Annotated in this window: 12 protein-coding genes; 10 read left to right on the top strand and 2 right to left on the bottom strand. The window is 61.9% G+C overall.

The annotated features are described in order from the left end of the window. Window positions 1–28: 28 nt before the first annotated feature. From R3F07_15505 to R3F07_15495, 3 genes are all read left to right on the top strand, one after another. Entirely contained in the window at window positions 29–1,135 is a 1,107-nt protein-coding gene (locus R3F07_15505; protein MEZ5277787.1) for a hypothetical protein, read from the top strand. Window positions 1,136–1,219: 84 nt separating this feature from the next. Beyond that, the gene (locus R3F07_15500) at window positions 1,220–1,471 is read left to right on the top strand and encodes a hypothetical protein (GenBank protein MEZ5277786.1); all 252 of its coding nucleotides are present in this window, start codon (window positions 1,220–1,222) and stop codon (window positions 1,469–1,471) included. A gap of 52 nt (window positions 1,472–1,523) precedes the next feature. Further along, window positions 1,524–1,922, top strand: a complete 399-nt coding sequence (locus tag R3F07_15495) for a hypothetical protein (protein ID MEZ5277785.1) — start codon at window positions 1,524–1,526, stop codon at window positions 1,920–1,922. A 6-nt stretch (window positions 1,923–1,928) separates the two neighbouring features. Here R3F07_15495 and R3F07_15490 read toward each other — a convergent pair whose 3' ends face one another. After that, on the bottom strand, window positions 1,929–2,810 hold the full coding sequence (locus tag R3F07_15490) for a helix-turn-helix domain-containing protein (protein MEZ5277784.1): 882 nt from the start codon (window positions 2,808–2,810) through the stop codon (window positions 1,929–1,931). A 184-nt stretch (window positions 2,811–2,994) separates the two neighbouring features. Here R3F07_15490 and R3F07_15485 point away from each other — a divergent pair, with 184 nt between their 5' ends. Genes R3F07_15485 through R3F07_15470 form a run of 4 tightly spaced genes read left to right on the top strand, consistent with a single transcriptional unit; the run spans window position 2,995 to window position 7,025 of the window. After that, a complete protein-coding gene (locus R3F07_15485) occupies window positions 2,995–3,792 on the top strand; it encodes a sugar phosphate isomerase/epimerase (GenBank protein ID MEZ5277783.1) in 798 nt (265 codons plus the stop codon). A 27-nt stretch (window positions 3,793–3,819) separates the two neighbouring features. Beyond that, a complete protein-coding gene (locus tag R3F07_15480; GenBank protein MEZ5277782.1) occupies window positions 3,820–4,893 on the top strand; it encodes a Gfo/Idh/MocA family oxidoreductase in 1,074 nt (357 codons plus the stop codon). Window positions 4,894–4,907: 14 nt separating this feature from the next. Then, window positions 4,908–6,305: a sulfatase gene (locus R3F07_15475; GenBank protein MEZ5277781.1), complete on the top strand. Its 1,398-nt coding sequence runs from the start codon at window positions 4,908–4,910 to the stop codon at window positions 6,303–6,305. After that, window positions 6,306–7,025 carry a sulfotransferase gene (locus R3F07_15470; protein MEZ5277780.1) on the top strand — a complete coding sequence of 240 codons (720 nt, stop codon included), beginning with the start codon at window positions 6,306–6,308 and terminating at the stop codon, window positions 7,023–7,025. 7 nt (window positions 7,026–7,032) lie between these two features. Here R3F07_15470 and R3F07_15465 read toward each other — a convergent pair whose 3' ends face one another. Further along, on the bottom strand, window positions 7,033–7,812 hold the full coding sequence (locus R3F07_15465) for an SIS domain-containing protein (GenBank protein ID MEZ5277779.1): 780 nt from the start codon (window positions 7,810–7,812) through the stop codon (window positions 7,033–7,035). Between the two features lie 266 nt (window positions 7,813–8,078). Between R3F07_15465 and R3F07_15460 the strand changes: the two genes are divergently transcribed. Genes R3F07_15460 through R3F07_15450 form a run of 3 tightly spaced genes read left to right on the top strand, consistent with a single transcriptional unit; the run spans window position 8,079 to window position 11,336 of the window. Beyond that, complete coding sequence (locus tag R3F07_15460) at window positions 8,079–9,779, top strand: ASKHA domain-containing protein (protein ID MEZ5277778.1); 1,701 nt, start codon at window positions 8,079–8,081, stop codon at window positions 9,777–9,779. Next, entirely contained in the window at window positions 9,772–11,004 is a 1,233-nt protein-coding gene (locus R3F07_15455) for a hypothetical protein (protein ID MEZ5277777.1), read from the top strand. The genes R3F07_15460 and R3F07_15455 overlap by 8 nt, the downstream gene beginning before the upstream one ends. Beyond that, window positions 11,001–11,336, top strand: coding sequence for a hypothetical protein (locus R3F07_15450; protein MEZ5277776.1), 336 nt, complete (start codon window positions 11,001–11,003; stop codon window positions 11,334–11,336). Before R3F07_15455 ends, R3F07_15450 begins: the two co-directional genes overlap by 4 nt. The last annotated feature ends 58 nt before the right edge of the window (window positions 11,337–11,394 follow it).

Raw genomic sequence — 11,394 nt, 5'->3', positions numbered from 1 at the left:
GCAACTGACCATGAATCAAAGGAAAACCATGAAGAGAGTCATTATTGGAGGATGGGCCGCCATCGGCCTTGTCATCCTCGCCCTGCCGAATCCGATCCAGGGGAAAAACAAGCTGGAGCCGGGTCAGGCTGAGGTGATCTACACCGTTGAAACCCCGCCGGCTTACGGGAGTGCCGAGGGCATTGCCGTGGATATGAAAGGAAATACCATCATCAGTCGTCGGGCCCTGATTGGTCCGCCAAGGGTCGCGGTCATGAACGAGATCGTCCGGATTGCCCCGGACGGTGAGGAGACCGTGCTGGCCGACCTGGGGCCGTCGGAACCGGGTGCGAACGGGGTTGTCGGCGTCGTCACCGACGTCTTCCGAAACATCTATGTCGCCTTTGACGCCCGGGGCGACGGCAGGCACGGGGTCTGGAAGGTCGGCCGCGATGGAGGGGTCGAGCATCTTCCGGGCTCAGCTCAGATCAGTGTGCCCAACGCCCTGACCTTCGATCATCAGGGCAACCTCTATGTCTCTGATTATTGGCCCGACCCCGTCTTCGCCACCGGGCTTGTCTGGAGACTTGAACCGGGCGGTTCATTTGAGATCTGGGCGCAGAGCGACCTGCTGGCGCCGGATTTCGATTTTGATCCCAACCCGGTTCCCCTGGGAGGTGCCAACGGGATTGTCTTCGGCCTGCCGCACCAGATCTACGTCGCGAATACCGAGAAATCGACCATCGTCGAGATCCAGATCCTTCCGGACGGATCGGCCGGTGAGATCTCCGTTGTGGCGGGTGCCTACCCGCCCGCCGGCCCCCCGGGACTGCTCCTGGCGCCGGACGGACTGGTCATCGATTCGAAGGGGATGCTCTACGCGGCCATCCCGGTGACCGGGATGGCCGGATTCCCTCTGTCGCCGGTCATCCGTATCAATCCGGGGACCGGTGATATCGAACCTGTCGTGGAGCCGTATCTGGCCCCGTCGCCTCTCTTCGACTTCCCGACCAGCCTGGCCTTTGGCCGGGGCAAACTGGACCGCAAGAGCCTGTTTGTGGCCAGCATGGGAGCGGCTGCCTTCGGATTCCCGCCGGGCGCCGGATCCAGGATCACCCAGGTCGGTGTCGGCGTTCCCGGAAAGAACGGTCCATAGGGTTGCCTGGCAGGCAATCTCGGGCGGCGTCCTCCGGGGCGCCGCTTTTTATTCGAGGTGGCGGGGGCTCGTTGAAAAGGGGGCATGAAGAAGCTGCTGTCCCGGAAACCGCAGTCAAAGGTGCTGTCGGCAATGACCTGGTGCCGCCGCCGGATGGTGTGGCGGTGCCGACCGGTCGCCAGAACGCCGGCACAGTGGTGTGGCGACATCCCTGAAGAGCATGGCGCAGCACTTGCCTTGGTGCCATTCAATTTGGCTCCGTTTTTCTGCGTAAATGGGCCCGGGTCGATTCGGCTTGATTCGATTGAGGTGGGCGGTAAAGAGGTCGGTCACTGAAACGGGACCTGGCAGGCGTCTTGCCCTGCAGCCCTGCCGACCGCCGCAAATCATGTATAGTGGAGACCCAGAACCAGCCAACGATCTCAAGCTTGTCATCAACAAGAAGCGCGACCATCCCGGCCTCAATTGCGAGGTCGTCAGCCAAGCCTCACGTTGGTTAAAGTCCGAATTGAAAGGCGCGGACATCGAATTCACCTATCTCTCCTGTGACGAGCGGTCGCACTACGGCTATTCGATGTTCCTGGTCAATCAGTCGTCCCATGGGCACCGGATGACCCTGTCGATCAAGATCGCGGAGATCAACGAGGCAGCGCAGGCTTTCTGTGAAATCCGCGTTGATGACGAAAAGAAGACCAGCGCTTTTCCGCTCATCACCGGCATAGCCGATGACAAGGGGCGCCAGTTGCTCATGCACTATATCGCCGACTTTGTCCTGAGCGGCAGCTGATCTCCGTCACAGGTAGCGGAGAGACCGACGATAGGCCCTGGGACTCAAGCCGGTGTGGCGTTTGAACTGCCGGGTGAAGTAGTTGCTGTCCCGGAAACCGCAATCAAAGGCGATGTCGGTGATGCGGCGATCCGTGGTCGAAAGAATCTCCCGGGCGCGCTCAAGGCGAAGCCGGAGGAGGAACTCGACCGGAGAAGAACCGGTCGCCGTGCGAAATCGGCGAAGCAGGGTGCTGACGGACATACCGGCCTGGCTGGCCAGATCGTCAAGCTTCAGGTCTCGATCAAATGAGCGCCTCAGGTGTTGGAGGGTCGGTTCGATCTCCAGCAGGGCCGCCTCGGTGTGCCAGGTCGTGTCCGAGTAAAGGCGCGAAAGGGTGACCGCGAGTTGGGTCAGGAGCCCGCAGACGACCGCCCGGAACCCCGGAGCAGACGTGGTGGTTTCCCGCCCCATGGAATCGATCAATTGGTTGACCTGGACGCGGGCATCGTCGGAGAGATGCAGCCGTGTCCCGAATCCATGTGAGGACCGGTCAGCCGGATCGAGACTGAAGAGAGCCCTGAATCCCTGCAAATCCCTCAATGCGGGATCGTTGTCAAGGAAGGCCCCGGGGCGGTAGAGGATATTGACCAGATCCAGGTCCTGATCGGCCCGGTAGCCGTGGGCCTCGTCCAGATGGACCACGAAGACGTCGCCGCTGGAGATCGGGTACTCGTCGCCGGGCGAGAAGTGCCTGGCCCGCCCGGATCGGATAATGACCAGTTCGATAAATTCGTGCGCGTGCAGGTCGATCGACCCGTGTCGGGTGTTCTGGCGGATGGCCAGGGGGAAATCCGGGTCGGGAATGAAGGTCGAGCACGGGAGAACGGGGATCTTTCTGTCCACCATATTGACCAGATAATGCTTGTTTTTGGCGATTTAATCAAGGAATCGATCCGCGATTTCGACTATGATGCGCGCTCATCAGGACCCCTCTTCAATCCCCGATTAACGGCACCCCGGCAGGTGGGGCCATCGCTTGTCCGGGTTGGGTCGGGCGAATGCACGGCGGCGAAACACTGGAGACGCTCAGATGAAACTAGGAATCAATTCGGTATTGTTCGGTGGATACGATATGGAGACCGCTTTCCGCTGGACGGCTGCGTGCGGGTATGACGGGATCGAGCTCTCGGCCATCGACGGCATGAGTGAGCACCTGGTCATCGATCGTTGGCGCGAAGTGGCGCCTGTGATCAAGAAACTGGCCAAGGACTTTGATCTCGAGCTGCTCGCGATGGAGCAGCCATCGACCGATGCCGAGAAGATGGAGGCGGCCATGCAGGCCGCGGTGGAGATCGGGATCCCCATCATCAATTGCGGACCCGGGGGATCGGATGACGATCCGGACAGCCTGCAGCCGGTCATCGACACGCTGGGCAGACTGGCCGGGCGGGCCGAGCACTACGGTGTCACCCTCTGCGTCAAGGCCCACGTCGGCCGGGCTGTCTTCAATACGCCGACTTCGCTCAAGGTCCTTGAAGCGGTTTCGTCTCCAGCCTTCGGTCTGGACATGGACCCGAGCCACATCCATCGGGCCGGTGAAGATCCGGTCGAGGCGATCGCGGCGGTCGTGCACCGGATCAAACATGTCCATATCCGCGATTGCAAGGGGCGCCAGCACGGTCCGGGCAAGCCGGAGATGCAGGCCAACGGCCGTGGCGACATCAATCTGGTCGCCTACCTGAAGGTCCTGCACGACAAAGGTTATGCCGGTCCGGTCGATCTCGAGGTCATCGGGGCGAAGGAGTATGACCTCCCCTCCTGCGTGGCCATCGCGGCGGAAACGCGTGGTCATATGCAGGCCTCCCTGCAGGCGTGCGGCGCCCGTTGAGCCGGGAAGGAGGATGCCCATTCTTCAATGACGGTGGCGCGATCAGAGGTTCCGGTTCCGGTGGGGCTCGGGATCCTGGGTTTTGCCCATGGCCACGTGGGCCTCTATTGCCGCGAATGGAGAGGTGCGGTCGACTCTCCGGTCAGGCTGATTGCGGGTTGGGATCACGATCGGGACCGTCTGAAGGCGTCCTGCGACGGGTTTGGCCTGGAGGCGGAAGCCTCGGTTGAATCCCTGCTCGCCCGCGGTGAGATCGCGGCGGTGGTCATTGCAGCGGAGACCTCGATGCATGCCGATCTGGTCGAAGCCGCGGCCGCGGCGGGCAAGACGATCATCCTGCAGAAACCCCTGGCCCTGACCATGGAAGAGGCGGATCGGGTCGTGGCGGCGGTCGACCGCCACGGTGTCCGCTTCACCCTGGCCTGGCAGATGCGGGTGGATCCGGAGAATCTTGAGATCAAGCGCCTGATCGCTGCGGGCGTCGTTGGGCGAGTCCTGATGATGCGTCGACGACACGGCCTGAAGACCCATCGGATGAAGGGATTCGAGGAGTCCTGGCATGTCCGGCCGGAGCTGAATCGCGGGATATGGGCGGATGACGCCTCCCACGCGATCGATTTCCTTTACTGGCTGTTTGGCAGCCCGCGGACAGTGATGGCCGAGATCGACACCCTGCTTAATCCCAGGGTGCCGGATGACCACGGGATCGCGGTATTCCGCTACGATGATGGTCTGATGGCTGAAGTGGTCTCGTCCTTCACCTGCGTGGCGGGTGAGAACACCACGGAGGTCATCGGAGAAACCGGAGTCATCATCCAGAATTTCGGTGACCAGCCCAGTGCGGGGGCGCCCAAGCCACCCGGTGCGATCGCTCTGAAGTGGTTCACGGAGGCGGAGAATCGCTGGCAGATTGCCGGATTCGAGCCACCTGAGTCGCAGGGCGTGAGGATCGCCGGACTGGCCGGTCCCCTGGCGGAGTTTGCCGTGGGCCGACGCCCGCCCATTGCCACCGCCCGCGAGGGACGCGATGTTCTCAGAATGACTTTGGCCTGCCACCGCTCCGCTGAGTCCGGTAGGCGGGTATTGATCGAAGAATCATAGACCATTCCACCCATATGAAACGCAAAACCACACCTCCCAATATCCTTCTGATCGCGGTCGATTCTCTCAGGCGCGACCATATGAGCTGCTACGGCTACGAGAAGCGGACGACTCCGCACATCGACGCATTCGCCCAGGAGGCGACTCTCTTCGAGGAAACCATCAGCGCCCACATCCCGACAACCTCGGCGTATGCCTCGATGCTGACCGGTCGTGACTGTTTCGGGACCGAAGTGGTGGCCCTTCGCCACCAGGGCGGATTGACCCCCAAGGTCAGGACGCTGCCGGAGATCCTCAAGAAGAAGGGCTACGCCACGCTTTCGGTCGGATTCAAAGGGAATCCGGCCTCGCGGGGATTCGACGATTACGTTGAATTTCCCAGTTGGGGCGACTGGTCGGAGCGGCCCCTGCGCAAGGCCGAACTGCTCAATGATGTTTTTCTTCCCAAGCTGGACAAACTGGATGGCGGGAAGAAGCCTTGGTTCGCTCTTCTGCGTCACATGGACCCCCATGCGCCTTACCTGCCGCCGGCGCCGTATGACCGAATGTTCTTTGGTGGCGACCCCTGCGCGAAGGGCAACAAGTCGATGGACCCGGTGCGGAATTTCAAGCCCTTCCGCGATTTCCATATGTCCTGGCTGCCTCCCGGAATCACCGACCGGCTCTATGTTGATGCCCAGTATGACGGAGCCATCGCCTACATGGACGCGTGCATAGCGGTCATCATCGAGCGTTTGCGGGGACTCGGCTCCCTCGACAATACCATTGTGGTGATCAATGGAGACCACGGTGAGACCCTTTACGAACACGATTGCTGGTATGACCATCACGGAATGTATGATCCGACTCTGGTGGTGCCGCTGATCGTGCGTTACCCGAAGAAGCTCCCGGCCGGAAAGCGGGTGGGCGGCTTCAACCAACACAAGGACCTCGTGCCGACCCTGCTGGATCTGGCCGGACTGAAGACCGATGTCCGGTTCGATGGGCGGAGCCTGATGGAACTGGTCAACGGCAAACGCGCCAGCTTCGAGTCCGAGATCTACATCACGGAATGCACCTGGATGCGAAAACACGGGTGGCGGACACCGGAATGGAAGCTCATCGTGGCTCTCGAGCCTGACTTCCATTTCAAGCCGGAGATCGAGCTCTACAACCTGGTTGAGGATCCGCTCGAAAACCGCAACGTGGCCGGAAAGCATCCCGACGTCGTCGCCTGCCTGCGGGCGCGGATGGAGGCCCATATCGCCCGCAGGGAGAAGGAGACGGGCATCCGCAATCCGATGGAGACCCAGGGCGCCTGGCATGGGGCGATGAGCAAGGATCGCTTTGAATCCAGCCAGGAGGCCTACGATACCCTGCACATCGGGGATGCGGCCACCGCAAAACGTCTCCAGGCGCAGAGCCGGAAATAGATGGGCCTGGTCACGGTCATCGGGCGGGGGCATTCCGGAACCCGGGCGGCCTCGCATACTCTGACGGCGAGCGGCGTCTTCATGGGGGAACCGCTCAATGTCTCGGGCGATCTGCTGCCTCCCGAGCCGATGTATGAGGCGTGCCGGGTCATGGCCCGGCACGTTGTCCATCTCGGCGGGTTGCGGTGGGATTTCTCCCGCCTGCACACCATGCCGATTGATCCCGCCTTTACCCGGCTGATCGAAAGCTACCTGACGTCGGTCTTTGCCAGCGACCAGCCGTATCGAGGCTGGAAGATTCCGGAGACGACCCTGGTTTATCCGTGGATTGTCCGGCTCTTTCCGGCCATCCGCTATATCTTCTGGATTCGGGATCCCCGCGATTGCATCCTCGGCGGGCACGTTACTGATGATCTCGACCGTTTCGGGATTCCTTATGACCGCACGGAGGATATTCTCCTGCAGCGCGCCACCAGCTGGAAGTACCAGGTCGAGATCGTCAGGGCGACCCCGCCGCCGCGCCGGCTTCTATCCGTCCGGTTTGAGGACTTTGTCCTGAAACAGGACGAGACCCTGCGCCGCCTGGAGGGATTCATGGGTATCCCGATGGCGAAGATACCGGTGCGCCCGGATTCGGTTGGCCGCTGGCAGCGATCGGAGGAGACACTGCCGGATTTCCCCTTCCTCAAGCCGGAACTGGAAGCCAACGGTTACCGCTAGGCCGATCTCACTGGTAAAGATGGGCGAGGCTCCTTCGGTAGGCCTCGTAGTAGCGTTCGAGTTGCGCCTCGGCGGCATGGGCGGTGGGCGTCCCGATGAACTGGTGACTTGGCAGCATGACCGGGGTGTGTCCCCGGGCGATCAGTTTCTCCGCGGTGGCACATCGCAGCATGTTGGCGATCATCGTGCCGGTTACCGAGGAGGTGGGACCGGTCCGCCATTCGAGACCCGGGATCTCGACCACGCAATCGCCGGGAGGGGTCAGGTTGTCGATGACGACGTCGGCGATGTCCATCAGCTTGCGGCCGGATTTGTGAGCCGGCCGTGAACTCGAGGCATGTTCGATCGAGTTGACCGCAATGACGGGCAGCCCTCGGGCTTTGGCCCCCAGGGCCATTTCCACGATGAGCGGACGTAGGCCGCTGGTGGATACAAGAAGGAGGGCGTCGTGGGGTCCGAACCTGAAGCCTTTGAGCAGTTCCTCGGCGTAACCCTCGACATTCTCGAGGAAGAGGGTGGGTCGAAGTCCGTCGCGTCCGATGGTGTTGCTGTGATTCGTCACGGCCGATTCCTTCCACGAAAAGAACCCGACGAAGCAGCCCTGGCGCGGGGTCAGTTCCTCGGCCAGCATGCTCGAGTGACCGGAACCGAAGATGAAGACGAGGCCCTGGTTGGCAATGGATTCAGCGCAGATTTCCGCGGCCCGGTCGATCGAGTCCATCTGGGTCTCGCGAAGACGTTGCAGGAGGGCGAGGGCCCGCTCGTAGTAGTCGATGGCGGCATTCATGGTGTCTGAAACGGAAATGACTCGAGTTCGGAATGACTTCCCCGATCAAAGGATCGGGGCGGCGGATGGGCGAGGCAATTCGGGTGGGTTGGAGGCGTGTCGGGAGGACTCCGAAGTGCCCCGTCTGTCTGTCGATTCCGGGTTTCCGGGCGGCGTGCCGAAGCGCTGAGGGGCCGGCGCAGTCGGCTGAGCTTGCCTTCCCGGGGGAAGGCGTAGAATGTCCCGGGTCCCTTCCCCAGGCCCCGGCATCCCGGCTTCGACCTTGCATGCCGGTCGCTGATGACTCGAACGCCTCAATCGCTTCCTTGCCGGTCCATCTTCACATCAATCACCAGGTCACCGAGGCCAAGTCGGGCTCCACGGTCTTTGACTGCGCGGAACGGATTGGCGTCAAGGTGCCCACCTCCTGTCGCAAGCAGGGCAAGTGCCGCGAATGTATCGTCGAGGTCACCTCGGGTGAAAGCCTTCTCTCGCAGCGTTCGCCTGAAGAGGCCCGCCTGCTGGAGGGGTTCAGGCTTTCCTGTCGCTGCCGCATCCAGGCGGAGGAGGGCGAGATCCATTGCCATACCATGCGCCGCGGAAGCCTGCGCATCACCCAGGAGGCCTATGAACTGCCGGTGGGCCACCGGGACTTTCGACTCGAACCGGCGATAACCCGCGACGGCGAACGGGTCCTCCTGGACGGGGTGGAGATTGACCGAAGGCAAGGTGCCCTGCATGGACTGGCCATCGATATCGGTACGACCACGGTTGTCCTGCGCCTGTTCAATCTGGAGAACGGCCAACTCCTCGCGTCCTCGTCCTTCGAGAATCCCCAGCGATTCGGCGGGTCCGACGTGATGGCGCGCATCCAGTTTGACACCCTGGACGGCTCCCGTTCGCTCCAGCGAACCCTTTGCGGCTACCTCGGTCATGCCATTGAGGAACTGCCGGTTGATGCGCAGTCGATCTACGAGATCGTGATCGCCGGCAATTCGACCATGCGGGACCTCTTTTTCCGACTCAACGTCCATTCGATCGGCCAGAGTCCCTACCAGTCCATCACCGAACACGAGATGGCCGCGGGCCAGCGCAATTCCACCGTGGTCGAGTCGACGGCCGGGCGCCTCGGCCTGCCGGTTCATCCCAAGGCCCGTGTCTATGGGATGCCCATCATCAGTGGACACGTGGGCGCGGACACGGCCGCCTGCATGCTCGCCACCGACATCGCCAATGAAGACCGTCTCATCGCCATCATGGACATCGGGACGAATACCGAGCTCATCCTGGGCAATCGACACCGGATCATGGCAGCTTCCTGTCCCGCCGGTCCCGCTTTCGAGGGCGGTCAACTTTCCTGCGGCATGCCCGGCCTCCCGGGCGCCATCGAGAGCGTGACCTGGGATGCGGGCGCGGGTGCCTTCAGGACTACCGTCATTGGAGGCGGTCCGGCAGAGGGGCTTTGTGGTTCCGGTCTGGTGGACCTCTTCAGTGAACTGATCCGTATCGGCCGCATGAACCGTCTCGGGCGATTCGAGTGGGAAGAGGAGCTGATCATGGTCGATGGTGATGCCGACCCGCCGGTCACCCTGAACGAGTCGGATGCCAACATTCTCGCCCAGGCCAAAGGGGCCAATGTCGCCGGCTTGCAGATCATTTTCCAACAGTACGGAGTGACCACCCGCGATCTCGATGTCTTCTACCTTGCCGGTGGCTTCGGCCGGCACCTCAACCTGGAGTCATCGAAGCGCATCGGGCTCATACCCAACATTCCCACCGGAAAGATCCGTCAGGTGGGCAACGCTTCGATCGAGGAGCCTGCATCGCCCTTCTCTCCAAGACGAAACGCGGGGATCTTGAATCCCTGGTCAGGAGGGTTGAACACTGCCGCCTCGAAACCCATCCGCGCTTTTTCGATGTTTTCGTCGAGGGATGCCAGTTTGCGCCCATTGAGGGCCTTCCCGGGGAGAGAACGGACGCATGATTGAGAAGCTCGATCTGAACCCGACCGTGTCCGTGCCGGAACCGGAGTTCCGCCGCCTCCTGGGCTATCCGGAAGGTGAGGAACCCGGCGATCGCGCCAAAGTCCTCGCCCAGGCGACCCGTGAGTGGTACGCGAACCACGGTGATCCGTGGGTCTATCTTCGCGAGGCTTCCCTGGAGATCTCGGAAGAACGGCTTCGAATCGATGGAATCGAGTTCATCTCTCCGAAACTGGTCGGTTATCTGCATGCGGCCCGGGCCAGGACCGTGATCCTTGCGGCCGCCAGCGCCGGAACCGCCATCGTGGATCACGCCTCCAGGGTCTGGCGGGAGGCCAAGCCGGACGAGTATTTCTTCGCAGAGGTTTATGGCGCCGCGGTGGTCGAAAATCTTGTGGCCTCACTGAACGGCATCATCTGCGGGCTTGCGGCGGACCGGAATCTCATGGCGATCCCGCACTACAGCCCGGGTTACTCCGGATGGGAGATCGCCGAACAGGAGCGGCTGTTTTCTCTGATCACGACCCGCGCCGGCGTGGCCTTTCCACGAAGCCTCGAAGTCCTGCCCAGCGGAATGCTCCGACCGAAGAAATCGCTCCTTGGTGTTTTCGGTCTGGTCGAGCGAACCCGTGACGCCCTGGCCGCTCCGGCTCTGGTTCCCTGCGAACGGTGTGCCTTCGAGCCCTGCCGGTATCGGCGGAGACCCTACATTCACTCTGCCGTCGCCATTGAAGAATCCACGCCCCGCAAGGCTGCGGCGGGCTACACCGTCAGCCCGAAGGCTTTGGCCAAATGGGCGGAACAACGCGTCCGCTTTGCCCATCTGCCTGGAGGCAGGATCTCCGCCGTCTTCCGCTTTGACGGCAGCACCTGTTCGAATATGGGCCAACCGCTCGCCTTCGACTACAGCGTCGTCCTGGCCTCCGGCGGCGACGGGCACCGGATTCTGAAAACCGAATGTCGGCCCGCCACGGATGACACGGGCCACGCTTTGCAGTGCGGATACCTGAGGAACCCTGCACAATTCACCGCTTCGATCGCCGAACCGCCCGAGATCCTGGGCCGTCCGCTTGATGATGTCATGGCCTGGAAGCGCGAAACCCGCCAGAGCGGTTGCTATTGCGATCAGGCCAGCCGGGCCCATAAATGGGGTCTTGCACTCGAAACCATCCACTACGCCCTGAGGCACACCCGGGCGCCCACCCCGCCATCCCCCGATTCACAATCATGATCAAGCTCTGCGACATCGACCCGGCAACCGACCAGAAACTCCCGGAGAATTTCCAGGACCGATCCGGCATCGGTGTGCATTACGTCAGCGCCTTCATCAAGCAGATGACGGTCAAGGTCGACGAGAACACCAAAGTCATGTGCAAGCGGAAGGGACTCAAGCTCATGCTGAGAATCAACAACGCCAAAGGCGAAGGTCTGATGCGCCGCCTCGAATACGGCCCCGATGTGAAGACAATGCTCCGCCACGCTCTCGAGGAGGCGGCGGAGCAGGCGGGTGCCAGGATCGAGGTGACGGAACGGGCGGTCTTCATCGAGCCGCCCGCTTCCTGAAGCTTGCGATCCGCTCCACCCAACATCCCCTCTTTTCAACCACCCGACCCCAGATCAC

It is taken from the genome of Opitutaceae bacterium (assembly GCA_041395105.1).
Classification (GTDB): Bacteria; Verrucomicrobiota; Verrucomicrobiia; order Opitutales; family Opitutaceae; genus B12-G4.
This window is presented reverse-complemented; position numbering and strand designations above follow the sequence as displayed.

Bases quoted from the DNA above. Each gene is read 5' to 3' on its own strand.
- R3F07_15505 (MEZ5277787.1), top strand. From the start codon at position 29: ATGAAGAGAGTCATTATTGGAGGATGGGCCGCCATCGGCCTTGTCATC.
- R3F07_15500 (MEZ5277786.1), top strand. From the start codon at position 1,220: ATGAAGAAGCTGCTGTCCCGGAAACCGCAGTCAAAGGTGCTGTCGGCA.
- R3F07_15495 (MEZ5277785.1), top strand. From the start codon at position 1,524: ATGTATAGTGGAGACCCAGAACCAGCCAACGATCTCAAGCTTGTCATC.
- R3F07_15490 (MEZ5277784.1), bottom strand. From the start codon at position 2,810: ATGGTGGACAGAAAGATCCCCGTTCTCCCGTGCTCGACCTTCATTCCC.
- R3F07_15485 (MEZ5277783.1), top strand. From the start codon at position 2,995: ATGAAACTAGGAATCAATTCGGTATTGTTCGGTGGATACGATATGGAG.
- R3F07_15480 (MEZ5277782.1), top strand. From the start codon at position 3,820: ATGACGGTGGCGCGATCAGAGGTTCCGGTTCCGGTGGGGCTCGGGATC.
- R3F07_15475 (MEZ5277781.1), top strand. From the start codon at position 4,908: ATGAAACGCAAAACCACACCTCCCAATATCCTTCTGATCGCGGTCGAT.
- R3F07_15470 (MEZ5277780.1), top strand. From the start codon at position 6,306: ATGGGCCTGGTCACGGTCATCGGGCGGGGGCATTCCGGAACCCGGGCG.
- R3F07_15465 (MEZ5277779.1), bottom strand. From the start codon at position 7,812: ATGAATGCCGCCATCGACTACTACGAGCGGGCCCTCGCCCTCCTGCAA.
- R3F07_15460 (MEZ5277778.1), top strand. From the start codon at position 8,079: ATGCCGGTCGCTGATGACTCGAACGCCTCAATCGCTTCCTTGCCGGTC.
- R3F07_15455 (MEZ5277777.1), top strand. From the start codon at position 9,772: ATGATTGAGAAGCTCGATCTGAACCCGACCGTGTCCGTGCCGGAACCG.
- R3F07_15450 (MEZ5277776.1), top strand. From the start codon at position 11,001: ATGATCAAGCTCTGCGACATCGACCCGGCAACCGACCAGAAACTCCCG.